The sequence below is a fragment of the Salinicoccus jeotgali genome, assembly GCF_055379195.1.
Genome location: NZ_AP043830.1, coordinates 1,542,185 through 1,567,278 on the forward strand (window position 1 = coordinate 1,542,185; position 25,094 = coordinate 1,567,278).

The window sequence follows — 25,094 nt, forward strand, 5'->3', positions numbered from 1 at the left end:
CTTTTAACCGCGTCCGGTTCTTGCTGGTCGTTGGTTGGTATTGGAGCATGTCTGTTGTGTGCTTTCTTTTGAATCATTCGCTCATCTCCTCCAGCTTGACTAACTTAGTCCCACGGTATTTTACTTCTATGTTATGACGCTCCTTTTTGCTCACATAAGTTTTAATCGTTTCTTTTGAAAGGAAAAGCGCTTCAGAAAGCTCTTCAATCGTCCCTGTCGATTCAAGGGCGCCGTCCCGGATTAGATCATACACAGGTTCATACTTACCGTATTCGACCACCTTTTCTGCACCCTTTATTAAACCTTTTTTAGTCCGATATGCAATTTGATAGATGCCCATCTCGGACTTCCCCATTCTTTTCGCTATCGTTTCCACAGTGCCTTCTGCCATAATGTTGCCGTGTCGTAGATACCGATATACCTTCTTCTTTCTACGCTTCGCTCCACTAGCCAAGATCCATCACCCTCCTAGGTTCGACTTCATCCACGGTCATCCCCATTGCAGTAATACGCTCAACCATCGGAGCCGGGTATGTCATTGGGAACTCTTTGTTTAGTTTGCGCATTGTCTTAATTCTGCCGATCACTTCCAGCACTTCTTCATCCGTCATATCCTCTTTAGGCTTCTCCACTTTTTCTGTCGCTGCTCTTTCTTCGTTCCACCCTTTACGAATCCTGTTGTAGAGGAGTGCATAGGAGATCCCGTTGCGCTCTGCTTTCTGGATTAAGTCCGCGTCCAAGCTCTTTTGATTCAGAATGGGGGTTGTCGCTGCTTTTTCCAGCGTCCATCCCGCTTTCAATCGTGCACCGAAAGTGTTGTCTGATACCCCATTCTCAGCAGCCATCTGGGCATAGCGCACCTTTTCCATTGACCGACGGCCGCTGAGTGGTCTTGTTTTGGCTTCCTCTACCGTCCAACCGTTCCTGACGCGCCTGGTAAATGTTTCATAGTTGATACCATTACGCTCTGCTTCTGCTACATCCTCACTTCTGTACGTCCTTTTCACTGTTCTTTTCTCCTTTCTCACACTTCTTGTATGCCATTTCGCGTTAATGCCTCTGCGACCTTCTGCCGAGCGATTTGTTGGCCAGCTCGGAGCAGTAAGTCAATGTAATGGTCGTTGAACATGCCAATGCTTTGTATGTCTCGCTTGGTGATCTCGTCGCCATCCAGCAGCTTGTAGACAATTGATTTCTCTGTAGTTGCAATCATCGGTTATCTCCTTTCAGTCTGTAGTCTTCAAAGTCCATTCGGATCGTGTAAGCATCCTGATTCATTCGAGAGTGAATACGCTCCAGTTCAATCGTTCTAACGAATTCCTCGTCTGATAAGTTGGTTGTAAATACATTGAATTTTCCTTTGCGGATTTCCATCAGCTTGTAAAATTCATCCACCTTCCATGGCTTGTCAAAACTGGTGCCGATGTCATCCAGTACGAATAAGTCAGCTTCTTCTCGATACTTCCTTAATTGCACTTTTGCAGCTGAATCATCGAACCCGTCTTTGACGCGCTCCAGGTATTCGCTCGAACTGATGAAGAAGCATTTGAACCCTTCTTTATGCAGCTGATGGTATATCGCATTGGCCAGCATCGTTTTTCCTGTGCCAGGTGCGCCTTTCATGATGAGGTTGGTCAGTATGTCTTCAGCGTCCTCTTCCACGGCTGTACCGTACTCCTGGTTGAATTCTTCGAGTGTCAGATCTGATCGTTCATAGCGTTCATACAGACGCTTCTGTTTGAAATTCTCCGCAAACTTGTCTGCATACCGTTTGGCAATTATCAGCGCACGCTCCATCTTTTTATTGTCGAAGGTTTTGAATTTATCGAAGGATGCGCGCTTATGAGAATACGGGAACATGGACGCGCGCCAGTATTCCTTCTGTTTCCGTATCTCTATTTTCTTTCTGTCACTTTGCACTTTATCGCAGTGGCAGCCGATTTCTTTTTTGTTGCCATCATCGAATGTCACCAGTTGCACCCTTCGGTTGCATCCGTCACATCTATGACTGAACGTTCGTTCAACTGGCTTCCGGGTTGGAACAGCCACCTTGCTCTCGACATCGCGATATAATTTACTCAGCTCTTCCATGCTGTGCCTCCTTTAAAATGGCGTGTAGCCCGTCTTCTCATCTTCTTCGAGTCTTGCGTTCATTTCTGCGATTTGCCTTTCTTGACGACTGGTGTCCCGAGAGGGAGAGTTAGCTTTGTAAGTCGACACCATGTTCTTCGCTTCTTGCTGATACCCTTCGATATCCAGATAGCTTTCTGCGTTTAAGAAGGTTGTCGGATATTTTTGAAACTGCTTATCTGTGACAGTTCTGAGATATGCTTCCGTTCCTTTCTTGATCGCTTCGTAGCCATGTTTCTTGTGGCAGCGTTTAAAGATTGATTTGACTTTCTTCTTGTCGAGCTTCTTATCGTAAAGATTCCACCATTTCTCGAAGTCGGATTCGATAGCATCCGGAGGATGCGGAGATTCGCTGTAGTCAACTGTGTAGTCAACTGTTTTGTAATCATCTGTTATTGAAGAAAATGAAGTTTCTTCATAATCGGAAAATGAAGTTTCTTGATAATCCGATTGTGAAGTTTCTTTATTATCAAGTTTCTTCATAATCGAGTTTGTTATCTCTTGGATATTCGCCCTGTAATGATTTGTCGGCGCGTTATTAGCTTTTTTTATCTTTGTCGAGATGAAACCTAATTGCTCCAATTTCGTCGCTGCTCGCTTCACCTGGTACTGAGTCAACATAATTTCGTCTGTCCAGTCTTTATAGCTTTTGTAGAAAAAGCCATCTTTTCTTTTCGTCCGATCACTCCAATAAACTATTTGATTTAATAAGAGTGCTGCGTTAATATCTTCAGTTAAAATCAAATACACTTTTGGGAAGCTGATGATGTTGTTCTGGCCAGAAAGCGAAGATATTATTGTCTTAATTTTTTTGTCGTTATTCACTGTTTCCACCTCTCATGCAGTTTCGAATTCGCGCTCGTATAAGTCCTCGAATAATTCTTCTAATACCTCTAGTGCCGCACCTTCTTTATGATTTTTAACAGTCACTCCGTTGTATCTAATGCAATCCACACCGTTAGAGTTAATAATGTAGTCTGCGATATTCTGATTCTTTGGATCTTGCATCAATCGACTCTCGTCTATTTCCACTGCAACTGAGGCTTTTCTGTACAACAATCGATTCGGTTCGCTTTTGTACTGATTCAATGTCACCATAAAGTCTGCGAAATACATTTTATCTTCGTGATAAAACTCGTACTGTTCGTATACATCCAATCCAACTTGATTTTCTGCCGCCACTCTTGCATGTTCGAAGAGCCTAAATAATTCTGTCTTAAACTGATTTTGAAGATCTGTTTTACATCTGTTCACCAGATCACTCCATTCATATATATTATATAAGTTATATAACTTATATGCTTAATATACTGCTTCCACCATCTCTTGTCAATATGGGTTATATAACTTATAATGGTTATCAATATAACTTTAGGAGGTTATTGTCATGGCGGTTGATAAAGAGAAGAACAGGCAGGTGCTCGTCACTTTCACTAATGAACAATTGAAACGAATTGAAGATTATCAATTTGAAAACCGCATCCCCAGCCGCACTGAAGCGATTAGAGATCTGGTTGATAAAGGATTAGAGAGTGCCAAGTAGGCACTCTTTTTTTGTTTAGAACGGCAGATCATCATCACTGATATCCACCGGGCCATCACCCTGGAAGGGATTATCTTCTACCTGTTGTTTATTTTGACTGCCATAAGCGTTGGTGTAGCTATTCGAATTGTTCCGCCCCCTGCTCTCGCCACCGTAGCTGCTACCTGAGGCGCTTCTTTGGTCTTGGGGAGTCGATGGGCCACCGGAGCCATTGGATCCCTTAGGCTCCAGGAATTGCACGCTGTCAGCGACCACTTCAGTCACATAGACTCGTTGCCCCTCTTTATTCTCATAACCGCGGGACTGAAGTCGGCCATCTACACCAGCCAGGCTCCCCTTCTTTAGATACTGATTCACGTTCTCAGCTTGCTTGCGGAAAGTAACAATGTTTATAAAGTCTGCACCCCGTTCGCCATTGGCGTCGGTAAATGGACGATTGACTGCCAAGGTGAAGTTGACCACGGATATATTGGATTGACTGACTTTGAGTTCAGGATCTTTAGTAAGGCGACCCACAAGTACTGTTCTATTAATCATGATTTATCCTCCTAATTAGAGAGGGAGTTATTCCCCCTCGTTTTCTCCATCTGCAGGTGTGTCCCCTACCATCTCAGGAATGTCTACATATGCTTCATCATCTGGCGTAATATCTTTGATATTCCTTCCAGTGCCTTCGTCATGTTCAACAGCATTCTGCATTTCTACTGATACCGGAAGATACTTCCACATGTGACGGATCACAGTCTTTTTCGCCATTTCCTCATAATCCGTCGCCCAAGGACTGTACTTACTGTTGCCTGCTTTACTACGCGCCCTGCGTTTCTCAATTTCTGATTTCGGCATGTATTCGAATTGATAGCCGCCGTCTTTGAAGTGTGCTACTGCATAAGCCCCTTTAAACTGTCCACGATTATCTTCTGCCGGCTTGTGCTTCAAGTCGCTATGCAAGCCAAGCTCATACTCAAAGTCATCATTCTCATACACTGCATGGGCGTAGATACTTTGGATGTGACCAGAACGCCTGGCCAAGTCAATCATGCCGCGATAGCCAATGATGAACGTGACATCCGTTGTCCCTTTCTTATTGTTCTTAAATGGTAAGAAGTAGCAGTGCCCCATTGGACCCGGCTCCAGGCCAAGTTGTGCAGACTGCATAACGGCGCCCAGGAGACTTGTCACATCCGCCTCTTTCAGTTGTGGTGTAGTCCTGATGACTGTCGTTGCCATTCTTGTCATACGTTCAACGCTCATATGCTTCGGCAGCGCTTGTGCCATTGCAGGTGCCATCTGATCGATATAGTCGTTTATGGTCATTGGCTTCTTGCCGTTTGCCACCTCGTTATTCTGTTTAGTTGCTACTTGATTTTTGAGTGTTTCGTTTGTCGCCATGATTATTTCTCCTCCTTGATTTTGCTGGAATCAGCGATTAATTGAATATCTTCTTTGCTTACGCGTCTGATACAATTCATTCTCGTAGCGACTAGATAGACATCAATGTGCTTTGAATCAATCTGATGAATACCTTCTCCCGCTATACCGAACCCGGTATCAACTCCTTCTTCATAAGAGAGTGTGTAGTCCGTTTTTACGTTATTCCTGAATCCGCATATAACACCCTTTTCTTTCGCTGTTACTTTCTCGAGTTTTTTTATTTCAACCATTGAATCATCATCATTGTGTTTTTCGCACCATTCATAGAAATCTTTTTGGCCTTCAAATACAGGCACTCCTCTTTTCGGTTTTGTCCAACGTTTGGATATCTCAACATAATCTCCGATCTCAAACTTCATCACTCTTCCTCCTTGATTTCTTTGATAGCGAGCTTGCGGAACGTCGTTTCTTTGTGGAATGCATCGAGTGTGTCCTTACCGTACTTCTCTTCAAGCGCCTTCTTATCAATCGTGCGCCTGGTTTGCGGCTTCCAGGACACCAAGAAGTTTGATGTCTTACCTGCTACGTTATGGCCAAGCTGGTCCTTCAGTTGGTTCTCGTACTTCGACTGGAGCTCCTTCGTCTCTTTGATGTCCCGTTTACATGCTTCGATGGCCTTCAAGAGTGTGTCAGCATCGTCACTGAGCGCCACTTCTTCGTCGTCGATGTCTTGATACATATGATTGATGAAGGCGCTCGTTGCATCGCTTCCATCGATTTCAGGGATGACGCCAGCTTGCACATGGTTCTCCCAGAAGTCCTTTTCGGCTTCGATGATGATGTCAATCAGTTCTTCATCACGGTCAATCTCTTTCCAGATATAGGTGTTACCCCCACATAGAACGGCGATGTAGGCTTTTTCATAGCCTGTCACGGCCATATAATGTTGCACCTGGCAAAGGTACTGTGCCGGGATGTCATCACCCTCCCACTGGTCCTTGTTGTACTGTGAAGTAGTCTTGCATTCGAGCAGTGCTTTCTCCCCCACTACCACACGATCCATATTGGCGAGCATGAAGTCGTGCTCTGGATGCCTCAGCATCCTGTTGTCTCTTCTCACGCGCTTGCCTGTGCGGTTCTCAAACTCTTTGGCTACGATGTCTTCAAGCACATGACCCCAATAGATATATTCGTTGTCGATGCCCTGCCTGAGCTCCGGGTTCGTCTTCTCGAAGAACAACTGCGTCTTGGACTTCCATTTATTCACGCCAAGGATTGTGCCCGCGTCGCTGCCGCCAATGCCTGTCTGACGGTGTTGCAGCCATTCTTCGTGGGTCAATTGCTTAATATTGATTGGTTGTACCATGATAGACCTCCTGTGATATAATTAAGTTGGTATAATTTCCTTACTCGTCCTGATTGCAGTCAGGGCGTTTTTACTTTATAAAGAACAATTGCTAGGAACCTTGTTCTTTTCCGGTCGTGCAGTATCGGCGAAAACTCAATGTCTACCACTTCGATATTCGTAGTGTTCACGAGCGACTGAACATCCCTCTCAAAGACTTTCTTGCTATCATGCTGGATAACTTTCACTTTGATTTGATCCATTCCATCACCTCCCTTCAGTAATCTTCGAGCTTCAAATCCACAAGCTCAGTTGTTTCATAATTAGCTTTAGTGACGGCATCCTTGATCTGCTGCTGGATGTAATCCTCGTTGCGTACATCGTTGAAATCTTCGACATAAGCAACATCGACAGTGGCGTTTACAGTGACTTCGATGGATTTCACTTTGACGACTGGTAGTGTTGGATCTGCATGCATGTAATCACTCCTTCTGCGCCATTTTGCCTGCTATTACAGGTGCGACCATCGTGAGTAGCGCGACTGCGATGAAACTAATGAAAAGTATCTGTCCTGTACTGATGACTTGTAGTGCGGAAAGCGTAGCGACAATACCAAACGCGAAGATGCCAAGCCATACCATCTATCCCACTTCCCTTCTGATCTTCGGCGCTTCTTGGAATAGTTCATCCACAGACAAGCCATAATGTTCAGCCAACTTGAAGGCCTCTTTTAACTTGAAATCGGTGATGCCATTCTCACGGTTCCAATAGTTCCCTTTAGTGAGTCCGAGCAGCTTGGCGGTATCTGCTATAGAGTCGCCGGCTTCGTTTCGTGCAATGTAGAGTGTGTAGAACTTCTTCATATACGTCGCTCCATTCTGAGTCGAGCGTCCCGACCCTGGTTGATTTCTTTTGGTGGAATACCGTAGTCATCCAGCAGTTTCATGAGCATGCCTTGCCCTTCAAACAGAACGTCCTGCAGCTCCGATGCGATTCGAGTGACGGATTCCTTCTCTTCTCTTGTCAGGAACTCTGGGTGCTTGTCCAAACGGATCTGAGGCAACATGTCTGTAAACTCCTCAATCTCCTTCTGAATGCGGAACCTGAAGCTCATGCGGTGGTCGTCGTACACTCTGTTAGATGGTGTTGGCATGGTATAACCACCCGTGACTTCATGGGCCATGTCATTGAGTAGATGTGGATCTGGTACATTGTTGAAGCCTGCTTCATACATTGAAACGGTCATGGTGCGGTCGCCTTTTTCAATCTTGCAGACTTGGGACTTGTCCGTGAAAAGCATATTTGCAACGTCTTGTTGGGTGGCTCCGGTGCGTTTTCGATACCTGACAATTGATGATTTCATAAGTTGACCCCCTGTCATTTTTCATCTATTGAATGTTGTCAGTGTCTACGGTTATTATTAAGTTAGAGTTAATCAGTCGCATAATTGATAACTCACTGGTAAGGCTAGTTGGTCGCTAGTCCTTACCGCCTTTCATAACTGTGAACCCTTTCCTCTTTTGGGCATCTCGCAGCATAGATACATCTATTTTTTTGAGCGCTTCAAGCTGATCTTCCAGTTCTTTAACGGTCGTTTCATCGATCAGTACGTCCTGCACGTGAGAAAGAATGTATTCCAGGAATCCTTCTCTATCCGTCAGCGACTTGATTTTTGCACCTTCATATTCTTCGGGAATCGTGTATACTTTCTCTTTATTGAGCCGCGCCTGTTCAATTAGGTCGATTAGATATTTTAGTCGATTGTAGGTATGTTGATTCATTATGAACTCTCCTTTAAATTTGAATATCTTTTGCTGTAAGTGATTTGATGTACCGTGTCGCCCTATCTACATCCACGCTTCTGATATGGTCATTTCGGGCGTTACCTTTCATCCCCAGATACTTCTTGGTGGAGACAAGAATCTTACTTTTGACAGCTCTTAAGTCTTTCCTGAATTGCTTCTCTGCCGCATTTCGCTTGATTGTAATTTCTTCTAGGGTCATATGACCGACTGGTGTGATTGCATCTAACGTAAGTTGAACCCCGTTGCGTCTGACAAAAAGCTCCGCTTTATCGGATACTGCATTTTTTATAGCGTCCACTTCCCAAGGTTCCGCATACTTTTTTGAGTGCTTTTCATCGACGGTTTCGATGTCCTTCCTGACTTTGCCGAACTCCTCTTTGTTCAATTCATGCCTTCTTTCCTCGCGTCTATCGTTCATCTTCAGATGCCTGACCAGTTCGTCGTTTCGCTCCTTGAATGCTTCTAAAACCGCCATGATCCCTTTATCTAGGTCAGCTACCGTCAAGTTGTACTCTTCCATTGCTTGCTCTTGCTTTCTAACTCCGAACATTTCTTGAAATTTCATGTGAACCGCCTCCATTAATTTACTGTGATTCTATTGTTCAATGCTGTACGCATTGCTCGGCAGAAGGCTTCCAATTCTTCTACGCCCTGCAATAGATTGTCTTTCGTTCTCTGGCTACTTGTGGCAATTGCACCTTCTCTAAAGGCGTTGACGGAGTTTTCTTCAAGGAAATCGTTTATGTTTTCCTTCAGGAAGAGGACGTTGCTTTCCGCTTGGAAACGTCTTGATCCAATCTGCGTCTCTTCGTCAACTTCTTCGACGCGTTGCATCTTTTCCTGATTCTCCTTGGCCTTCCGCAATTCGCTTTCAAGTTGGGCAATGGAGCGCTTGGAATCAAGGAGTTCTCTTTCCTTATCGCTCATCTGTTGCTCAATATACTTCGGTACTTTCTCTTTGTAGACGGTCTTGATTTCAGGCTCTTTGTTCTCGGCTTCATCCACCTTTGATTGAAGAATCTCATTCTCTCTTTGGGTGGATTGGATGACAGAGTCACGTTGTTTTAATGCTTCTTCCTGCTGTTTGAGTTGCTTTTCTAACTCCCTGTATTCTTTGTGAGTTTTAATATCACCATCGAATACTTTCTGATTAACTTCAGGATTCGCTGATGGTTTGGACATTTCGTTTTGTAAACTAGGTGTGAGTTCTTGGAATGTTTCTAGCATTTTTGAATCTTCCAATTTGGAAGAAACGAATTCGTAACGGTTGATATATCTATAAACGCTAGTAGTTTTTAAGCCTAATGACGTGTACCAGTCTTCGAAGCATCCATATCCTTTTTTGGATAGTTTCTCTTTCGCTTTAGTCAAATCTTCTCCGAGTTTTTCGGCTGCGTTTTCCAACGTCTTACTCATGCTGTTTTCTCTATCTTTCAGATATTCAGCAGTGGAAGAATCCAAAACCGAGTAATCGAAGTTGTTCGTTTGAATTTCATTCATTTTCATCACCTGTCCGTAATAGTCGCATGGAGTAATAAAAAACCTTATCCCTTTGCACTCTATTAAAATTCTCTTTTAGCCATTGATCCATCTCTTCGCAACTAAATACTTTTTTGGAATTGTCACTTGTGATGGCATGAATTAAACTATGGCAATTCGGGCACAGTATAGATAGATTTTCTATATCGTCCGTCCCTCCTCGAGAGACAGGTATTTGGTGATGCACTTCTAATGTCGGTTTAAAATCGAAACCGCAAATCTCACAGGACTCAATAATTTCTAATAAAGAATTCTTTTTATTTTTTATAGATTTTCTAGATAGCTGTTTCTCGTTCATGTCGTCTCTCCTTTCTTTGGTATACTCCCTTTAGATGGGAGGTGATTAAATGAATTATTCTGCTGAAATCCAAAGCGTTCTTGATTCGAATAGAGGAGTACATGCTTACGTCAACGGTAAGCCTCTAAGAATCAAAGAAGTTATTAACGAAACAGACGACACGCTCTTGATTTTAGGTAATCAATCAAGATTTCTTATAAACAAGGATAGAATCGACTATCTGAAACTTGATGAACCTAAATCAGGCGATATGCCAAGCCTTAAGCATTGATGTTGTAATCCGTAATGGCTTTAATGAGATTCGCAGTTGCTTCAACCAATTGCGGATCTCTACCTTCTTTAATTTCTTCAAGTAGTGCTTTGACTGTTTCCTGCATTAGTTCTTCCATGTTATGCCTCCTTAATTAACGTTATCCGTTACTATAATGTCAAAAAAATTTGATGGGTCTACATCCAGTATTTTCGCTAATTCAGGAAGGAGATTGGCATCTAATTTCGCTACGCCTGTTTCAATCCTGTAATACTGCATCTGGGAGAGCCCCAGTTGTTCTGCAACGTGCTTCTGAGTGAGCCCTTTTCTTTGACGGATAGATCTGATATTTTTGTTAATCATTTGCCTCACCTCCCACTAACGCTATCCGTTAATTAGACTATACTAACGTTTTTAGTTAATGTCAACACTTTTAGATAAAAAATTATCAAATTACGTTAGTAAGGTAACATATACCGTTATTTTTGATAGTATTAAAGATGATTGGAGGGGGTTATATGAGTGTTTCCGATAACATCAAAAAATATCGAAAAATGAATAACTTACTCCAGAAACAACTGGCTGATAAAATCGGGGTATCTTCACAAGTTATATCTAATTGGGAAAGAGGATACACTAACCCAAATTATGAAGATGTAATAAAATTATCCGATGCGCTCGACTGCTCTACTGATGATTTATTAGGTAAGAGAAAAGAGCTGGAAACCCCTCTCGATGATGTGGACGCTTTAATGTTCTCTGATAAGGAAGGCTTCGATAATCTTTCCGAAGAGGATAAGCAGGAGTTAAGGGAGTTGCTGAACGATCAACTAGAGTATTGGATTGATAAGAAGAACAAGGGGAAGTAATTAGGGCACTGCCCTATTATTTATAGATTTAAGTTACATATTTTAGAATTATAGGGGGATTTAGTATGCCAGAACAAAAGACGCCAATTTACAAGAAGTCGTGGTTCGTCATTATTATGTTGATTATCTTCTTTCCGATCGGCTTATACCTGATGTGGGCGCACACAAATTGGAATAAGGCGGCGAAATGGATCGTCACAGCAGCAATTGCAGTGATTGGCTTATCATCTTTAATCACTGGAGAAGATGAAACAGACACCGCAGGCACAGAAGTCGCCACCGGTACCGAACAGAGTGAAGAAGCTACTTCAGCACCTGCGACGGTGGAAGAAGAAACTGAGGAAAATACAGAGGAACCAACCGAAGAAGAGACGGTTGAAAAGGAGGAACCGACAGAAGAAAAGACTGTTGAAGAAGAAGTTGATGAAACGGCTAGTGTAGGTGAAGCTTTAACAGTGGATGAAATCGACTTTGTTGTGAATGAATGGTTCCAACGCGATTCCGTCGGCACTGGTTTATCATCAACAGCAAACGACACCTATCTTGTTTTGGATGTATCAGTAACCAATAATAAAAATGAAGCTGTAATGCTAACGAGCGACTTCTTTAAAATCACCGATGGTGAAGTGGTATATGAACCAGATACGACTGCTTCTACTTATATGAATCAGGAAGTTGCAGCGGACAATCTCGGATTATTGGCTGAAGAAGTCAACCCGGGATCTTCCAGAAATGCGTATGTAGTTTATGATGTAGCACCTGGCGTCATTGACAGTGACACTAAACAGCTGCAAGTACAATCCGGATTCTGGGGCACACAGACAGGCATCATCAATTTACAGTAGTAATATAACCAGCTGACCACTGGCACTTTTGGTGGTCAGTAATTTTTTAAACTTGAAACCGAACACACGTTCTTAAACTAAGGGGGATTTTATGAGAATTGAAAAAAGGGTTAATGACATTGTAGATATGTGCGTCACGGATCGGTTGGATTTGAACATCTCGCACCTGTCCTATATGTTTTCAGCACACATACTCTACAACCATATTGATAACGCTTATATGACAAAACGAGGAATAGATGTCATAGCACTTAAAATCGATGCATCATTTAAAATGTGGAAGGCGTTCTGCCATGAAGCCGGCCATATGTTCCTGCATTGTACAGATCAACGCCACATGCCACGCGCGTTTAATCAGATGCAGGAAGCTGAGGCTGAGAAGTTCGCTATTCTGTTGATGATGCCGGAGAAGTTAATCATGAAGTATGAATTATATACGGCGCAGGAAGTGACAAGCTACTTTAATGTACCATTTGATCTTGCTTTGAAACGCATCGAGATGCTGATTGAACACACGCGGATGACCATTTATAACTAGGAGGAATAAACATGCCGATATACAAGGATGAAAGCAGAAAGACATACTATGTCAGTTTGTCTTATATGGATAAGTTTGGAGAACGGAGATATCACAAGAAAAGAGGGTTCAGACGCCGCAAGGACGCTCGAACGTATGAAGATGACTTCTTCATCAGCTTGGATGAAGGGGCAATCAAAGATGCACTCCCCTTCACTCATCTATCCAATGATTATCTGGAATGGTACGCGGATCGTAGAAAGCCGTCCAGTATTAAAACCATGAAGAATTACATCAATAATCATCTGGATCCATATTTCAGGAACATAGATGTCTATAACATGACCACAAAGGACATATTGGATTTTCATAAGCATATGCAGGAAAAAGAGTTTAGAGGAAAGAAGCTATCGAAGGGGTACGTTCAGGATATCCATACTGCGCTCAGTAGCATATTGTCGCATGGCATGAAGTTCTATGACTTAAAATCCAATGTCGCGGCACTAGCAGGCAACATTGAGAATGATGAGGACTATACGTGGAATTATTGGACTGTAGCGGAGTTTGAACATTTCTATAGTGTAATAGAGGATTTACGATACAGGGCTTATTTCAGGTTGCTATACTTCAGTGGTGTGCGACATGGAGAGCAACGGGCGCTGACCTGGCGGGATATCAATTTTCAGGAAGGGTATATTAATATAGATAAGACAAACTACAATGGCCAAGTCCACAAGCCAAAAACCAAGACTTCCAAACGGAAAGTGTACATTCCGGGCCACGTAATTGAGGTGCTGCAGGAGTATAAAGCATGGTATCAGGAGAATCAACCATATAAAGAGGATTATGTCGTGTTCGGCTCCTTTTACCAATCCATTGGAGAAACAACAGTGGGGAAAAAATACGATGCGCTGGTGAAGCAGACAGATATTAAAAGAATCAAGATACATGAATTCAGACACTCCCATGCATCCGACTGCATCAATCGGTTGGGCATGGACCGGGAGACACTGGCCAAAAGACTCGGACACGCTTCATCAGTTACCATCGAAAAGGTGTATGGCCATCTTTATCCAAGCACAGAAAAGGACGCCATATCCGGCCTATAAATACGTTTTGGTGTCCATTCCGTGGCCATAGCGTGGCCACACAAAAAGAAAACCCCATAACCACAGGGGTTACGGGATTGGTACGGAGATGGAGGGATTTGAACCCTCGCGCCGGGAATACCGACCTACACCCTTAGCAGGGGCGCCTCTTCAGCCACTTGAGTACATCTCCATGGCTCCACAGGTAGGATTCGAACCTACGACCGATCGGTTAACAGCCGATAGCTCTACCACTGAGCTACTGTGGAATGCTGTCAATTTCAATCGAACATTTACAATTATAACAACTTTACACAGTATTTCAACCGTTTGAGCACATGTTTTATATTCTTATTACACTTCTCGCTTAACTTCCAACCCATTTATGTAACTTATATAAGAATGATAGATCGTTTCGTTCACTCGTGCCGCTTCTCCCCGTCCCATGGTAGGATATTGGAACTGCATACTCATTTCTTTCTTCTGATACTTCTCTTTCTGCTGATTGAATTTATAATGCAGCTTCAAGGCGTTCAAGTATTGATTGTTGAAGGATGTATATGAAATGTCTATTATCCGCTCTTCATTATTTGAAAATAGCACCCGTGTCATGCCCTCATCATTCATATAGGATTGAATATGATTGATGTTGAACCAGTTATTTTCACTAATCCGATCGGAATGGGTGCAGAAATATATGTAAGATCCGAATAGATCGATGATGATCGGTACTTTGCTTGAGATGCCGGTCAACGTCCTGCTCAAATCTTTTCTCGCATGATAGTTCTGCGAATGGCTACGGCAATTCCTCTCTATCACTTTATTTGGATTGAGTCTGCATTCGATCCCCTCTCCGTACGCTTCTCCAATCCGACTTTCGATCATCCCATCATTGTCGATCGGCACGATATACATCGTTTCCTCGTGTATCTGGTAATGAAGTCTTTTCATCGCATGCTCCCCTTTGCTTTATGTTAATTAAATAATAGCACATGCATTTATTTTTGTTAACTATAATATAACAAAATGTTAAATAAATTGCTTTAATGTAATTTTACATTATTAAATTAACGGAATATTCGAAATGTTGTTTGACCTATGGCATTTCGTGTTATATAATTTGTAACAACCAAATGATGAAGGGGGATGTAGAGATGAATAAGCAAGTATACCCGGCGAACCAGTTGAGAGTCTTCATCAACACCATAAACGACCTTTCTGCCGAACTTCTTCTCCAAGAAGCGATTGACGACTATAATCGCAAGCTATACCTTGAAAAGATTGAAGCATCACTTGTAGAAAAAGATGAAGAGAAGTTTATGATATATACATCAAAGCTAAAGGAAATGGATAATGAAGATGCTGCTGAAGAGTAATCAATATAAAAAAAGCTGACTGTTAACCGGTAGATTATACATATGGTTAACAGTCAGCTTATTTTTATGCAATTAGATCGAGAAATTCCTCTCTGGTGATCCTGCCGAGGTAAAAACTGATATCGACATCCGCCAACGCTTTGTCGATGGCTTCACGATTATGCTCGGTGCCGATCAGTCGTTCTTCGATGACATTCACTTCTCCTACGCCAAAAAAGTCGCCGAATATTTTTGCCTGTTCTATTCTGCCCTTCTTGACATTAAGCCTGACGTCCAACAAACCTGCATCGAACTTGTGGGAGACATCAAAATTGTATTTAGGGTTTTTGCCATAATTCCAATCCCACGTCTGATACTTCTCTTCCGATAACTTATAGATTCTTTCCCAATCCTCTTCAGTCAGCACATATTCTTCAATATTTTCGCTGCCATCGAATATGGATTCGAGTATTTTCTGTTTAAATGTTTCTATATCAAGAGGTTCTTCCATAAAATCGTTGATGTTGCCGACACGGCCTCTTACTGATTTTACTCCTTTTGATTCAATCTTCTTCTTATTCACCCTGAGCGCATTCTGGACTTCTGAGATGTCACTATCTAGCATCAGCGTGCCATGAGAGAACATCCGGCCCTTTTGTGTAAACATAGCATTCCCCGAGACTTTTTTTCCATCAATCTCTAGGTCGTTACGTCCAGACAATGCTGCATTGACACCCATGTTCTGCAGTACATCCACAATAGGTTGAGTGAACTTGCTGAAGTTATGGAAACTCTCTCCATCGTCTTCTGTTATGAAGCTGAAGTTCAAGTTACCCTCATCATGATAGACCGCGCCCCCTCCCGATACACGACGTACAACCTTTATGTCATTTTCACGTATATAAGGTTCGTTTATCTCCTCGATCGTGTTCTGGTTTTTGCCGATGATGATGGAAGGCTGATTTACATAGAACAGGAAATAGGAATCGTCTGTAGGTATTTCACGCAACACGTATTCTTCCATAGCGAGATTGATCATTGGATCTTTGATGTCATTATTCGAAATGAATTTCATTCAACTGGTGCCTCCTTATTAAAAATGCCCTGATATTATCATAATAACATCCGGGGCATTTTTTTACATTTATTCTGAAATTGATTCTACTGCTTCTATGGCCTGATCCACACAATCCGGCAGTCCTACCCCATTATGCGAAGCACCTGTCAGGATGATTCCTGGATACTGTTTGGCCATATATTCCTTGATTCCGGCGATCATTTCTTTATGGCCGACTTTATACTGTGGCATGGAGTTTTTCAAGCGGGTTACGATGGATAGTTCAGGTTCTCCATTGATCGTCATGATATCATCAAGGTCTTTTCTAGCCAAGCGGATGATTTCATCATCATCCTTCTCGTTGACGATCGGATCGCCCGGGCGACCGACATAAGCGCGTAGAAGTGCTTTGCCTTCCGGAGCGGAATACGTCCACTTCTTGCTGGTCCACGTACATGCTGTAATGGTCGTATCCATCTTGCGGCTGACAACGAAACCTGTACCATCTATATCATTTTTGACCTGATTCTCATCAAAGGCCATGACCACTGTCGCAACACTTGTGGCTTCCATATGCTTGAAATATTCAAGCGAAAGGTCGTTGAACCACCTTTTGTATTGGAAGTGTGGCGTCGTCACGATGATGTTGTCATACTCTTTTGTACGTTCGTTTGCGGTCAGGCGATAGCGTTTGCCATGTTTTTTGATGGCACTGACATCGTATCCGAAATGCATCGAGGCACCTTGTTGCTCAGTGGTCTCTTTCAGTCGGTCTATGAAGGACTGTAGACCATGCTTGAACTGTAGGAATTGCCCCTGTTTTTTACCGGTAGGGGTTTTGGCACCTCCGGCTTTTTGATTCTTTTGATGATAGACCCCTTTGATCAGGCTACCGTGCTGTTCTTCAAGTTCCTTGAAATGAGGGAAGGTCGACAGTAGGCTGAGTTCATCTATTTTTGTACTGTAGATGCCAGAAAGCAATGGTTCAATGATATTTTCCAAAACCTCATCACCCAGCCGTCCCCTGAAGAAGTGGCCGACAGAGATATCTGTATATACGGGGGTTGGCTTCTTAAGGAAATCAACACCGGCACGCAGTTTGGCATTAGCAGAGATGAGATCTGTCGTCATGAACGGTACAAGCTCGGTTGGCATCCCGAGGACTGAACCTTTTGGTAGGGATGAGAGCTTGTTGTTCACGTAAATATAGGATGTTCCTGTTGAATTTCGCACAAGGTCATCTCCGAGGCCGATCTCCTCAGCCAAATCCGTCATGCTCTGCTTTCTGGCAAGATAGGATTCAGGACCAAGTTCAATTGCGTATCCGTCTTTTCGGTACGTGTTGATCTTACCGCCTGCACGGTCACTCTTTTCATACACGTCCACTTCGACATCTTCCAGCTTCGAGAGATAGTACGCTGCTGATAAACCTGTTATACCTGCGCCTATAACTGCAATTTTCTTCAAGTTAATCCGCCTTTACTACAATCTATTTATTTCGTTTATCATTGCTTGGATGTAGCGTTCATCAGTATTCGGCATCGTTGGCCTATGATAGCCCGCACCGACTTCATCACATACCACTTTGCACTCGACGTCATTGTCAAACAGCACTTCAAGGTGCTCGCAGACAAAGCCGACTGGCAGATAGACGAAATGCTTGTAACCGTATTCGGCATGCAAGTCACGTGTCAGATCTTGGACGTCCGGACCAAGCCATGGATCCGGGGTGTTTCCTTCTGACTGCCAACCTATATGCACGTTCTTTAGATTAGCGTTATCCTGGATCAATTTTGCAGTTTCAGCAAGCTGATCCGGATACGGGTCATTATGCTCTTTAATCTTCTCAGGCAGACTATGTGCACTGACGATGACCGCCGTCTCATCTAGCTCGGAATCCGGTACTTCAGCAAGGGAAGATTTCACTGCTTCTGTCCAGAAATCAATAAACGGTTCCTGTTCATAATAAGATTCCACCGATTTGATTGAAATACCATACTTCTCGGCCTCTTCATGAGCACGCTTGTTGTAGGAACCGACTGAAAAGTTCGAGTAATGAGGTGCCAGTACGACTGAAACAGCTTCTTTGATGCCATGGTCATGCATCGCTTCAACCGCATCCTCGATGAATGGGTCGATGTGTTTGAGTCCAATGAACAATTCATATTCCACTGCATCTTGCGAAGCGTTGAGTTTAGCTGCCAACGCTTCTGCCTGCCTTTTTGTCGTATCAGCAAGCGGTGAAATGCCACCGATCGCTTCGTAGCGGTCCTTCAAATCTTGGAGCGCTTCTTCAGAAGGTTTTCTGCCACGCCTTATATGCGTGTAATATGGTTCAATATCTTCTTCTTTATAAGGCGTACCGTACGCCATGACAAGCAATCCTTTTTTCTCTTTCATCACTATCACTTTCCTTTACTGTATTCATGAACGAAAGCCGTAAGACGTTTTAATGTGTCCGGCTCAACTGCTGGGAACACCCCGTGTCCGAGGTTGAATATATGACCTTCATTGTTCCCCTGATCTAGGATGTCTTTCGCCCGCGCTTCGATGACGTTCCAATCTGCAAGCAACAATGCTGGGTCAAGGTTGCCCTGAAGTGCTTTTTTGACACCCATTTCCCTCGCTTCATTGATTGACGTTCTCCAGTCAAGACCCAACACATCCATGCTGAGTTTATTCCATTCGGGAATAAGGTGGGAGGCACTGATTCCAAAGACGATTACTGGTACACCCTTTTCTTGGATGGCTCTGATGATCTTGTCCATCGAAGGGGATAGATAATATGCATAATCTTCTTTACTTAACGCCCCGCCCCATGAGTCGAAGATTTGTATCATTTTCGCTCCGGAGTCCACTTGGGCACTAAGATAACGGATGCTCATCTCAGTCAGCTTATCCATCAGCTTGAACCAAGTTTCTGGTTGATTATACATCATCGTCTTCGTCTTATGGTAATTTTTGGTTGGTCCACCTTCAATCATATAGCTTGCTACAGTAAACGGCGCACCGCAGAAGCCGATGAGCGGTACTTGGAGTTTTTCTTCAGTCAATATTTTAATTGTCTTGTAGATGTAGTCGAGATCTTTATAAGGATCCAGCTCTCCAAGTTTTTCTACATCTTTTATGTCTCTGATTGGATTTGAAATGACTGGGCCGACACCAGGTTTGATGTCGACATCGATGCCCATCGGGGCCAATGGTGATACGATGTCCTTATACAGTACTGCCGCATCGACATTATAGTTTTCTACCGGTGTGCCTGTCAGATAAGCTGTCAGCTCAGGTTGTCTTGTGATTTCAAGCAAAGAGTACTTTTCTTTCACCTTGTTGTACTCAGGCTGACTCCTACCAACCTGACGCATAAACCATACAGGGGTATGATCCGTCTTCTCTCCCCTTGCTGCTTTCAATATTGTATCGTTGAACACATCATTCTCCTCCAATTTATATATATATCCACCCAGTATTTTAACATATTGAAGCAGGCGAATTGAAATAAGTGGCATAATGTCAAAAATTCGATTCATTTGAACCAGGTTTAAGACATTAGCGTTTAAGGTATAACTGTAATAAGACTAACGACGAGGTGAAATAGATGAACTTACATCTGACGACAGGAACAATATCCTACATGATTGATTTGAAAAAGAATAATGAAGGGCTCAACATCGCAGCAATCGGCAAAGACGCCCTCCTATATTATGAATCCGAAGAAAAGGAAAGCATGTTCAGTTCAAGGCATTCATATAATTTGAGTCATTCGACCAGTGAACTTGATGAACACTCTCCGGTTTCAATCCATTTCATTCCTGTGCCCGGAGACAGTAAAGGCCCTGTGCATGGCCATCTGTCTAGACTTTCAGAAGTGCTTGACAACACGCGTGGCGTACAGTTCTACCGTATCGGCGAAGCACTCGGCGAAGACGAATTCATAGTAATGATTGGCTGGGCCCAGTCCTCAACCTATTACGACTTCAAGGATACCGATGGCTACTCCGACTTCCTGAGCACCGATGCCCTGGCAAAATTCAGGACGGAGGAATCGCTTTTCCATAAATCGATTTCTTCCAAATTCTATCTCCCGCTGAAAGACAATGAAGAAGATGGAGAGGACGACTTCTAAGCGACTGAGTGACTCAGTCGCTTAGTTCTTTTTCTTTTCTGTAGACCGCCCGGCTCAAGCTTCGGTTGATGATGTACCCCCAGAGCGGGAACATGATCCCTAAGTAGAAATATCCCGGGTGGATTGATATGAAAAGGATGCTGAAAATCAGCGCTATCACGAACACCAATTTATGTGAATAGGTTACATAACTCTTCTGTATATATGACCGATCCACCGGCCAGACCTTCGGCCAGAGCAAGTATGCCTGTGCTGTATAGATCTGAGACATCTGAAGGACGATGATGTATATGCCAAAAAGTGCGATGACTACAGATAGATACAAGTTGGCGATCCATACCATAACGACACCGAACAGAACCAGTAATCTTAGGACGATCATAGGCAGATCATGGTCTCGGGCGAACGTCCGGTAGAAAAGGTATTCATACATCTTTTCTTTGTTGAAGGAAGCTTCTTTTGGTTTCCAGAGTAGCGGGTCCAAATATCTTCTACGCTTGAACTGCTTATCTATATGACTGACATTCGTAAACAACGAGACCGTCTGGTAATACTTGTTCAGCTGTTCCTCTTCGTAACCGATCAGTTTTCGCCAATCCATACTTGCATGACTATGCTTTTTGGCAAAGAGCAGGAGGAGCGCGTAGACGATGAACGGCAATACAATCAGGATGGGCTCTGTAAGGATCAAGATAAGCGAGAGGATGGTCAGGGCGATCAATCCGAATGATACGGGCAGCACAGGCCACTCTGAATTGATGATTTCTTTTCTGATCATGAAATTCATCACGTAGAAAAAAACTGAGGCTAGCAGTGCAATGATTATTTCAATGGCCGGGTGTCCTGCCGTCATCAGAATCAACGCAACAACGCCACCTGCAACCGGCCTCCATAGCCCAAGTGTCAGAGAGTAGCGATCTACCGCTCTAAGATAGTCTTTTAGCTGCGCTTCATAGGCCAACAGGAAGATTCCATCCGCCTGCTTGAATAAAGTTCGGTAGGACGGCAGCAGCGTGATGCCGAGTACAAATGAGATGATGACATTCAGCCAGAAGGATGGGGTGAGTGTCTGGACGAGCGATAATAAGGAATATAGGAAGAATCCGATTGCTATCGATAAGAATATGAGGAAATGGCTGTTGAATATGAATTTCCCGTAATGGCTGCGCCTTGCAACATCCTCATTCATCCGCATTCTGAACAGTCGATCAGTCATCGTAGACTTCTCCCCCTGTTATTTTGAGGTAGACCTCATCAAGAGTCGCCCCTGGCATATGCCACTCCTCCCGCAACTCCGGCAGTGTGCCGATTGCAGTCAAATGCCCGTCGTCGACGATAGCGAATCGATCACAGTAGCGTTCTGCAGTGGCAAGGATATGGGTGCTCATCAGTATCGAGCGCCCCTGCTCCTTTTCCTCTACCATCAATTGTATGAGTGATTCTATGCCAAGTGGATCCAGCCCAAGGAACGGTTCGTCGATGATGAAAAGTTCAGGGTGGGACAAGAAAGCACAGATCAGCATGACTTTTTGTTTCATGCCTTTGGAGAAATGTGTCGGGAACATATCTATTTTTGTTTCCAGCCGGAAGATCTTAAGCAGTTTGTCTGCACGCTGCATCGCAGTTGCTTCATCTATCCCGTAAGCCATGGCTGTCATATTGATGTGTTCTTTCAAGGTGAGCTCTTCGTAGAGGACCGGTGACTCCGGAATGTAGGCTAATTGCCTGCGGTACGCCTCGATATCTTCATCAGCAGTCACACCCCCTACCCTGATCTCTCCGGAGTGCGGTCTTAACAGACCCAATATATGCTTGATAGTCGTACTTTTCCCTGCACCGTTCAATCCGATCAGACCTATTATTTCACCTTTATCGATATTGAACGAAATATCATGTATAACCGGGACTTTGGAGTAGCCGCCGGTCAATTGATCTATTTGAAGTACCATATTCAACTTCCTTTTAAATGTAGGTTATTATTTGTATACTGATACTAAGTAAATATATCACAAGAGAACAATGGAGGTACAATGAATGAGTAAAACCATTTTTGAACAGATTGCAGACGGTGAAATTCCAGCAAACATCCTATATGAAGATGAAACATGCATCGCCTTCATGGACGCCTTCCCCCTATCAAAGGGGCATACGCTGGTCATACCCCGCAAACCGATTGAAAACATTTATGATCTCGATGAAGAAACCGGCGCGCACATCATGAAAGTCGTCACGAAGATGGCGAATGCGTTGAAGAGTACTTTTAATCCCGATGGCCTGAATGTCATCCAGAATAACGGCTCCTACGCTTCCCAATCCGTCTTCCATCTACACTTCCACCTCATCCCACGCTACAAGGCAGAATATGATGGGTTCGGATATGAATGGCAGTCTGATGAGAACTTGCACTCTGATGAAGAGAAAAAAGAAATCGCCCGCTCAATCCGTGAACAATTGGATGCATGAACCCGAGAACATGAGGGTAATGTAATATAAATCAAAAAGGACGTGACACTGTATGAAATTCAGAAATCTAGCGGCAGGCTTCGCTGTCGGTGTAGCGGGCGGTACACTCATCGCTGTTTTGAATGCCCCGAAGTCAGGAGCTGAATTGCAATCTTCCCTTAAATCCGGGTCCGGAAATATGAAGACACAGATGAATCAGCTTAAAATGGAAGCGAATGAAGTGAAATCCTCTTTCCTCCAGACTAAGCGCGAATCACAGGAAGTGTTTGAAACGCTTGGGGACGAAGTCAAAACAATGATCAGCAACTTCCAGGCGGATATCAATCCAAATATTGAACATATCAAAAAAGATGTGGATAATATACAGAATCGTGTCGAAGAGATCCAGGACACCTTTAACAGCGACAAATAAAATCAATCTGATGAAGCGGCGGGGGACTACAATTGTGCCTCGTCGCTTTATTATGATATATTAGCACCTGTATCCACTATCAAAGGAGATTTGTGCAATGAAGAAGATAATAGCGCCCATGGTGCTCGGACTTGGTCTCATCGGCCTGGCCGGATGCTCAGACGATAACAGTGAAAACAGCTCATCCAGTGAAACAGAATATGGTGACGTCCTTGCCACAAGTGATGCAGGTGATGTAACTACAGACGACATACTTAACCAGTTGGGAACAGACAGTATAGCCAACCAGACATTCCAACTGACGTTGGATACAATACTTAAAGAGAAATATGCTGATGAGATCGACACAGAAGAAATTGAATCACAGATCAATGAAGAAATAGAAGGCATGGGCGGGGAAGATCAATTTGCCGCACTGCTTCAGCAGCAACAACCAGGCATGACCGTCGAGAAATACAAAAAACAACGGATCAACAACGCCTTCCATGATAAATTCTTCAGTGAAAAATTTGATATCACTGATGAAGAAGCAAAAAAATCCGTCCGTAAAGCCTCTCATATATTGATAGAGACTGGAGATGGAGAGGACGCCCTAAGTGACGAAGAAGGCAAAGAGAAAGCCGAAGAGTTGCTTAAGGAAATCAAAGATGGCAAAGACTTCGGAGAAGTGGCCAAAGAAGAGTCATCTGATACCGGTAGTGCCCAAAACAGCGGCGAACTCGGCTACGTCCAACGGGGACAAATGGTTGAAGGTTTTGAAGATGCACTATTCGAACTCGAAAAAGGTGAGATTTCGGATGTTGTCGAATCTGAATACGGATACCACATCATCAAACGTCATGAAGAAAAAGACATTGATGGAGAACTCGATTCCATAAAAGGTCAACTGATCAACGAGAAGATTCAAGAAAACCCAGATAAAGTCCTTGAGTATTACAAAGAATTGCTCAAAGAATATAATGTAGAGTTCAAAAACGAAGAAATCAAGACGTACATCGAGGATACTTACCTGAATCCGGAATCAGAAGAACCAGTTGAAAAACCAGGTGACGACACTTCTGTAGAAGAACCGACTGAGGAATCGGAAGAATAAAAAAATACCGGGACGCTAAAATTAGCGTCCCGGTATTTTTTATTCCAAATGTTCCGGGCGGTAGAAGAAGCGGCTTTCAAGAGGGAAGATCCGTTCCGTGAACTGACCTTTTTCCGCCTTGTCTATGTGTTTATCCATCATCATCATGCGCGCATCTATATTGTCGATGAAATGGAGGATTTCTGCTTCTTTCAGCATTGGTTGCTTAGGTGAACCGTATTCGAGCTTACCGTGGTGACTTAAAATCATATGTTTAAGCAGCAGGACTTCCTCTCCCTCTATATTGAGTTCAGCTGTCACTTTGGAGATTTCTTCACTCGCTATCACGATATGCCCTATCAGATTTCCTTCAGTCGTATAGGTTGTACCGACAGGACCAGACAGTTCCTTAACCTTTCCTATATCATGAAGGATGATGCTGCTGTAAAGTAGGCTTCTGTTCAGTGAAGGATAGATGTCGCAGAGCGCTTCTGCTGTCCTCAGCATATAGTGGACGTGGTAGGCAAGTCCGGAGACGAAATCATGATGATTGCTCATTGCAGCCGGATAACTTAAAAATTCCTTGCCATATTTCTTCAGCATCTGCCTTACAATCCTTTGCAGACTGCCATTTTCAATCTTGATCACATAATCCATAATGCTTTCGTACAAGGTGTTTTCATCGATCGGCGCTTTCTCGACGAAGTCTTTAGGATTCAACCCATCCTCTTCTGTAGCTAATCTGAAGGTAGCGATCTTCATCTGTTTCTTGTTGCGGTAATCAATGATATCCCCTTTCACCTTGATCAGTGTTTCTGGCTTCAGGACTTCCATATCTTCTTTTGAAACGGTCCATAGCTTGGCTTCGATATCTCCCGTGCGATCCTGCAGGAACAGGGTCATATAGGGTTTACCTTGTGATGTGACGCCTTGCTGGCTCCTTTTTATAAGATAAAAAGTGTCGACGGAATCTCCAGCCTTCAGTTTCGATATATTATTCATGTGCACT

The 25,094-nt window shown here is 43.4% G+C and carries 40 protein-coding genes and 2 tRNA genes; 11 read left to right on the top strand and 31 right to left on the bottom strand.

Annotation, left to right across the window (positions count from 1 at the left end; all coding sequences use genetic code 11):
* Positions 1 to 73: 73 nt before the first annotated feature.
* Genes ACZ43I_RS07810 through ACZ43I_RS07835 form a run of 6 tightly spaced genes read right to left on the bottom strand, consistent with a single transcriptional unit; the run spans position 74 to position 3,384 of the window.
* Entirely contained in the window at positions 74 to 454 is a 381-nt protein-coding gene (locus tag ACZ43I_RS07810; protein WP_344702302.1) for a hypothetical protein, read from the bottom strand.
* On the bottom strand, positions 447 to 1,007 hold the full coding sequence (locus ACZ43I_RS07815) for a hypothetical protein (protein ID WP_344702300.1): 561 nt from the start codon (positions 1,005 to 1,007) through the stop codon (positions 447 to 449). Before ACZ43I_RS07815 ends, ACZ43I_RS07810 begins: the two co-directional genes overlap by 8 nt.
* A gap of 17 nt (positions 1,008 to 1,024) precedes the next feature.
* The gene (locus tag ACZ43I_RS07820; protein ID WP_344702298.1) at positions 1,025 to 1,213 is read right to left on the bottom strand and encodes a hypothetical protein; all 189 of its coding nucleotides are present in this window, start codon (positions 1,211 to 1,213) and stop codon (positions 1,025 to 1,027) included.
* Positions 1,210 to 2,091 carry an ATP-binding protein gene (locus ACZ43I_RS07825; protein WP_344702296.1) on the bottom strand — a complete coding sequence of 294 codons (882 nt, stop codon included), beginning with the start codon at positions 2,089 to 2,091 and terminating at the stop codon, positions 1,210 to 1,212. The genes ACZ43I_RS07820 and ACZ43I_RS07825 overlap by 4 nt, the downstream gene beginning before the upstream one ends.
* Positions 2,092 to 2,103: 12 nt before the next feature.
* Positions 2,104 to 2,955 (bottom strand): hypothetical protein, encoded by an 852-nt coding sequence (locus ACZ43I_RS07830; RefSeq protein WP_344702294.1) that lies wholly within the window; start codon positions 2,953 to 2,955, stop codon positions 2,104 to 2,106.
* 12 nt (positions 2,956 to 2,967) lie between these two features.
* On the bottom strand, positions 2,968 to 3,384 hold the full coding sequence (locus ACZ43I_RS07835; RefSeq protein WP_344702292.1) for a hypothetical protein: 417 nt from the start codon (positions 3,382 to 3,384) through the stop codon (positions 2,968 to 2,970).
* A 133-nt stretch (positions 3,385 to 3,517) separates the two neighbouring features.
* On the opposite strand from ACZ43I_RS07835, the gene ACZ43I_RS07840 reads away from it, so the two are divergent.
* Positions 3,518 to 3,673: a ribbon-helix-helix domain-containing protein gene (locus ACZ43I_RS07840; protein ID WP_344702290.1), complete on the top strand. Its 156-nt coding sequence runs from the start codon at positions 3,518 to 3,520 to the stop codon at positions 3,671 to 3,673.
* 15 nt (positions 3,674 to 3,688) lie between these two features.
* Here ACZ43I_RS07840 and ssb read toward each other — a convergent pair whose 3' ends face one another.
* The 13 genes from ssb to ACZ43I_RS07905 form a co-directional block, all read right to left on the bottom strand.
* Entirely contained in the window at positions 3,689 to 4,210 is a 522-nt protein-coding gene (gene ssb, locus ACZ43I_RS07845; RefSeq protein WP_344702288.1) for a single-stranded DNA-binding protein, read from the bottom strand.
* Between the two features lie 27 nt (positions 4,211 to 4,237).
* Positions 4,238 to 5,062 (bottom strand): recombination protein RecT, encoded by an 825-nt coding sequence (recT, locus tag ACZ43I_RS07850; RefSeq protein ID WP_344702286.1) that lies wholly within the window; start codon positions 5,060 to 5,062, stop codon positions 4,238 to 4,240.
* Positions 5,063 to 5,064: 2 nt separating this feature from the next.
* Positions 5,065 to 5,463, bottom strand: coding sequence for a hypothetical protein (locus ACZ43I_RS07855; protein ID WP_344702284.1), 399 nt, complete (start codon positions 5,461 to 5,463; stop codon positions 5,065 to 5,067).
* Positions 5,463 to 6,410: a YqaJ viral recombinase family nuclease gene (locus ACZ43I_RS07860; RefSeq protein ID WP_344702282.1), complete on the bottom strand. Its 948-nt coding sequence runs from the start codon at positions 6,408 to 6,410 to the stop codon at positions 5,463 to 5,465. Before ACZ43I_RS07860 ends, ACZ43I_RS07855 begins: the two co-directional genes overlap by 1 nt.
* A gap of 59 nt (positions 6,411 to 6,469) precedes the next feature.
* Positions 6,470 to 6,652: a hypothetical protein gene (locus ACZ43I_RS07865; RefSeq protein WP_344702280.1), complete on the bottom strand. Its 183-nt coding sequence runs from the start codon at positions 6,650 to 6,652 to the stop codon at positions 6,470 to 6,472.
* A 14-nt stretch (positions 6,653 to 6,666) separates the two neighbouring features.
* The gene (locus ACZ43I_RS07870) at positions 6,667 to 6,867 is read right to left on the bottom strand and encodes a hypothetical protein (RefSeq protein ID WP_344702278.1); all 201 of its coding nucleotides are present in this window, start codon (positions 6,865 to 6,867) and stop codon (positions 6,667 to 6,669) included.
* Positions 6,868 to 6,871: 4 nt separating this feature from the next.
* The gene (locus ACZ43I_RS07875; RefSeq protein WP_344702276.1) at positions 6,872 to 7,030 is read right to left on the bottom strand and encodes a hypothetical protein; all 159 of its coding nucleotides are present in this window, start codon (positions 7,028 to 7,030) and stop codon (positions 6,872 to 6,874) included.
* Entirely contained in the window at positions 7,031 to 7,252 is a 222-nt protein-coding gene (locus ACZ43I_RS07880) for a helix-turn-helix transcriptional regulator (protein ID WP_344702274.1), read from the bottom strand.
* On the bottom strand, positions 7,249 to 7,752 hold the full coding sequence (locus ACZ43I_RS07885) for a helix-turn-helix transcriptional regulator (RefSeq protein WP_344702271.1): 504 nt from the start codon (positions 7,750 to 7,752) through the stop codon (positions 7,249 to 7,251). Before ACZ43I_RS07885 ends, ACZ43I_RS07880 begins: the two co-directional genes overlap by 4 nt.
* A gap of 115 nt (positions 7,753 to 7,867) precedes the next feature.
* Entirely contained in the window at positions 7,868 to 8,170 is a 303-nt protein-coding gene (locus ACZ43I_RS07890; RefSeq protein ID WP_344702269.1) for a hypothetical protein, read from the bottom strand.
* A gap of 13 nt (positions 8,171 to 8,183) precedes the next feature.
* Positions 8,184 to 8,759, bottom strand: a complete 576-nt coding sequence (locus tag ACZ43I_RS07895) for a hypothetical protein (RefSeq protein WP_344702266.1) — start codon at positions 8,757 to 8,759, stop codon at positions 8,184 to 8,186.
* A 14-nt stretch (positions 8,760 to 8,773) separates the two neighbouring features.
* Positions 8,774 to 9,694 carry a hypothetical protein gene (locus ACZ43I_RS07900; RefSeq protein WP_344702264.1) on the bottom strand — a complete coding sequence of 307 codons (921 nt, stop codon included), beginning with the start codon at positions 9,692 to 9,694 and terminating at the stop codon, positions 8,774 to 8,776.
* Positions 9,687 to 10,031 carry an HNH endonuclease signature motif containing protein gene (locus ACZ43I_RS07905; protein WP_344702262.1) on the bottom strand — a complete coding sequence of 115 codons (345 nt, stop codon included), beginning with the start codon at positions 10,029 to 10,031 and terminating at the stop codon, positions 9,687 to 9,689. Before ACZ43I_RS07905 ends, ACZ43I_RS07900 begins: the two co-directional genes overlap by 8 nt.
* 49 nt (positions 10,032 to 10,080) lie before the next feature.
* Between ACZ43I_RS07905 and ACZ43I_RS07910 the strand changes: the two genes are divergently transcribed.
* On the top strand, positions 10,081 to 10,302 hold the full coding sequence (locus ACZ43I_RS07910) for a hypothetical protein (protein ID WP_344702260.1): 222 nt from the start codon (positions 10,081 to 10,083) through the stop codon (positions 10,300 to 10,302).
* On the opposite strand, the gene ACZ43I_RS07915 is transcribed toward ACZ43I_RS07910, so the two are convergent.
* Together ACZ43I_RS07915 and ACZ43I_RS07920 are read right to left on the bottom strand one after the other, a co-directional pair.
* On the bottom strand, positions 10,292 to 10,420 hold the full coding sequence (locus ACZ43I_RS07915) for a hypothetical protein (protein WP_344702258.1): 129 nt from the start codon (positions 10,418 to 10,420) through the stop codon (positions 10,292 to 10,294). The two genes, ACZ43I_RS07910 and ACZ43I_RS07915, sit on opposite strands and share 11 nt — an antisense overlap.
* An 11-nt stretch (positions 10,421 to 10,431) precedes the next feature.
* Positions 10,432 to 10,644 carry a helix-turn-helix domain-containing protein gene (locus tag ACZ43I_RS07920; RefSeq protein WP_344702256.1) on the bottom strand — a complete coding sequence of 71 codons (213 nt, stop codon included), beginning with the start codon at positions 10,642 to 10,644 and terminating at the stop codon, positions 10,432 to 10,434.
* Positions 10,645 to 10,799: 155 nt separating this feature from the next.
* On the opposite strand from ACZ43I_RS07920, the gene ACZ43I_RS07925 reads away from it, so the two are divergent.
* From ACZ43I_RS07925 to ACZ43I_RS07940, 4 genes are all read left to right on the top strand, one after another.
* Positions 10,800 to 11,150, top strand: coding sequence for a helix-turn-helix domain-containing protein (locus tag ACZ43I_RS07925; RefSeq protein ID WP_344702254.1), 351 nt, complete (start codon positions 10,800 to 10,802; stop codon positions 11,148 to 11,150).
* A gap of 65 nt (positions 11,151 to 11,215) precedes the next feature.
* Positions 11,216 to 11,995: a DUF4352 domain-containing protein gene (locus ACZ43I_RS07930; RefSeq protein WP_344702252.1), complete on the top strand. Its 780-nt coding sequence runs from the start codon at positions 11,216 to 11,218 to the stop codon at positions 11,993 to 11,995.
* A gap of 91 nt (positions 11,996 to 12,086) precedes the next feature.
* Positions 12,087 to 12,533, top strand: coding sequence for an ImmA/IrrE family metallo-endopeptidase (locus ACZ43I_RS07935; RefSeq protein WP_344702250.1), 447 nt, complete (start codon positions 12,087 to 12,089; stop codon positions 12,531 to 12,533).
* An 11-nt stretch (positions 12,534 to 12,544) separates the two neighbouring features.
* Positions 12,545 to 13,621: a tyrosine-type recombinase/integrase gene (locus tag ACZ43I_RS07940; RefSeq protein ID WP_344702248.1), complete on the top strand. Its 1,077-nt coding sequence runs from the start codon at positions 12,545 to 12,547 to the stop codon at positions 13,619 to 13,621.
* An 83-nt stretch (positions 13,622 to 13,704) separates the two neighbouring features.
* Here ACZ43I_RS07940 and ACZ43I_RS07945 read toward each other — a convergent pair.
* From ACZ43I_RS07945 to ACZ43I_RS07955, 3 genes are all read right to left on the bottom strand, one after another.
* A tRNA-Ser gene (locus tag ACZ43I_RS07945) sits at positions 13,705 to 13,793 on the bottom strand.
* A gap of 1 nt (position 13,794) precedes the next feature.
* Positions 13,795 to 13,869 (bottom strand) — tRNA-Asn (locus tag ACZ43I_RS07950).
* A gap of 85 nt (positions 13,870 to 13,954) precedes the next feature.
* A complete protein-coding gene (locus ACZ43I_RS07955) occupies positions 13,955 to 14,551 on the bottom strand; it encodes a competence protein ComK (protein ID WP_344702245.1) in 597 nt (198 codons plus the stop codon).
* Positions 14,552 to 14,754: 203 nt separating this feature from the next.
* Here ACZ43I_RS07955 and ACZ43I_RS07960 point away from each other — a divergent pair, with 203 nt between their 5' ends.
* Positions 14,755 to 14,976: a hypothetical protein gene (locus ACZ43I_RS07960; RefSeq protein WP_344702243.1), complete on the top strand. Its 222-nt coding sequence runs from the start codon at positions 14,755 to 14,757 to the stop codon at positions 14,974 to 14,976.
* 64 nt (positions 14,977 to 15,040) lie between these two features.
* Here ACZ43I_RS07960 and ACZ43I_RS07965 read toward each other — a convergent pair whose 3' ends face one another.
* From ACZ43I_RS07965 to hemE, 4 genes are all read right to left on the bottom strand, one after another.
* Positions 15,041 to 16,030 carry a lipoate--protein ligase gene (locus tag ACZ43I_RS07965; protein ID WP_344702240.1) on the bottom strand — a complete coding sequence of 330 codons (990 nt, stop codon included), beginning with the start codon at positions 16,028 to 16,030 and terminating at the stop codon, positions 15,041 to 15,043.
* Positions 16,031 to 16,099: 69 nt separating this feature from the next.
* Positions 16,100 to 17,479, bottom strand: a complete 1,380-nt coding sequence (gene hemY, locus ACZ43I_RS07970; RefSeq protein ID WP_344702238.1) for a protoporphyrinogen oxidase — start codon at positions 17,477 to 17,479, stop codon at positions 16,100 to 16,102.
* Positions 17,480 to 17,494: 15 nt separating this feature from the next.
* A complete protein-coding gene (gene hemH / locus ACZ43I_RS07975) occupies positions 17,495 to 18,412 on the bottom strand; it encodes a ferrochelatase (RefSeq protein WP_344702236.1) in 918 nt (305 codons plus the stop codon).
* Between the two features lie 5 nt (positions 18,413 to 18,417).
* Positions 18,418 to 19,443 carry a uroporphyrinogen decarboxylase gene (gene hemE, locus ACZ43I_RS07980; protein WP_344702234.1) on the bottom strand — a complete coding sequence of 342 codons (1,026 nt, stop codon included), beginning with the start codon at positions 19,441 to 19,443 and terminating at the stop codon, positions 18,418 to 18,420.
* Positions 19,444 to 19,610: 167 nt separating this feature from the next.
* Here hemE and ACZ43I_RS07985 point away from each other — a divergent pair, with 167 nt between their 5' ends.
* Positions 19,611 to 20,138, top strand: a complete 528-nt coding sequence (locus ACZ43I_RS07985; RefSeq protein ID WP_344702232.1) for a hypothetical protein — start codon at positions 19,611 to 19,613, stop codon at positions 20,136 to 20,138.
* A gap of 13 nt (positions 20,139 to 20,151) precedes the next feature.
* Here the strand turns inward: ACZ43I_RS07985 and ACZ43I_RS07990 are convergent, their stop codons facing one another.
* Positions 20,152 to 21,354: an ABC transporter permease gene (locus tag ACZ43I_RS07990; protein WP_344702230.1), complete on the bottom strand. Its 1,203-nt coding sequence runs from the start codon at positions 21,352 to 21,354 to the stop codon at positions 20,152 to 20,154.
* On the bottom strand, positions 21,347 to 22,087 hold the full coding sequence (locus ACZ43I_RS07995) for an ABC transporter ATP-binding protein (protein WP_344702228.1): 741 nt from the start codon (positions 22,085 to 22,087) through the stop codon (positions 21,347 to 21,349). The genes ACZ43I_RS07990 and ACZ43I_RS07995 overlap by 8 nt, the downstream gene beginning before the upstream one ends.
* Before the next feature lie 85 nt (positions 22,088 to 22,172).
* On the opposite strand from ACZ43I_RS07995, the gene ACZ43I_RS08000 reads away from it, so the two are divergent.
* The 3 genes from ACZ43I_RS08000 (at position 22,173) to ACZ43I_RS08010 (ending at position 24,106) form a co-directional block, all read left to right on the top strand.
* Entirely contained in the window at positions 22,173 to 22,601 is a 429-nt protein-coding gene (locus ACZ43I_RS08000; protein WP_344702226.1) for an HIT family protein, read from the top strand.
* Positions 22,602 to 22,653: 52 nt separating this feature from the next.
* Complete coding sequence (locus ACZ43I_RS08005; RefSeq protein ID WP_344702224.1) at positions 22,654 to 23,013, top strand: YtxH domain-containing protein; 360 nt, start codon at positions 22,654 to 22,656, stop codon at positions 23,011 to 23,013.
* A gap of 97 nt (positions 23,014 to 23,110) precedes the next feature.
* Complete coding sequence (locus ACZ43I_RS08010; protein ID WP_344702222.1) at positions 23,111 to 24,106, top strand: peptidylprolyl isomerase; 996 nt, start codon at positions 23,111 to 23,113, stop codon at positions 24,104 to 24,106.
* A 39-nt stretch (positions 24,107 to 24,145) separates the two neighbouring features.
* Here ACZ43I_RS08010 and yhaM read toward each other — a convergent pair whose 3' ends face one another.
* Positions 24,146 to 25,087: a 3'-5' exoribonuclease YhaM gene (gene yhaM, locus ACZ43I_RS08015; RefSeq protein WP_344702220.1), complete on the bottom strand. Its 942-nt coding sequence runs from the start codon at positions 25,085 to 25,087 to the stop codon at positions 24,146 to 24,148.
* Between the last annotated feature and the right edge of the window lie 7 nt (positions 25,088 to 25,094).